Origin of the sequence: Caldisalinibacter kiritimatiensis, from assembly GCF_000387765.1 — a bacterium.
In the GTDB taxonomy this organism is placed as follows: domain Bacteria; phylum Bacillota; class Clostridia; order Tissierellales; family Caldisalinibacteraceae; genus Caldisalinibacter; species Caldisalinibacter kiritimatiensis.
Map to the genome: position 1 here is coordinate 1 of NZ_ARZA01000187.1, position 205 is coordinate 205.

The following is a 205-nucleotide window of genomic DNA, read 5'->3' on the forward strand; positions in this document are numbered from 1 at the left end:
GAGGAGGCGTAATGATGAACCAAGGGAAGGTAGTAGAGATTAAAAACGTTAGTATGATATATCACACCCTTGATGGTGAAACTGAAGCTATTAAGGATTTATCTTTAGATGTATATAATGGAGAAATCGTAGTATTGGTAGGTCCTAGTGGTTGTGGTAAATCTACATTATTATCTATAATAGCTGGGCTTCTTAAGCCATCTAA

1 protein-coding gene is annotated in these 205 nt (G+C 35.6%); it reads left to right on the top strand.

What is annotated here, in order from left to right; all coding sequences use genetic code 11:
- Positions 1-14: 14 nt before the first annotated feature.
- On the top strand, positions 15-205 hold a 191-nt coding region (locus L21TH_RS08265), incomplete at its 3' end, for an ATP-binding cassette domain-containing protein (protein ID WP_034429776.1).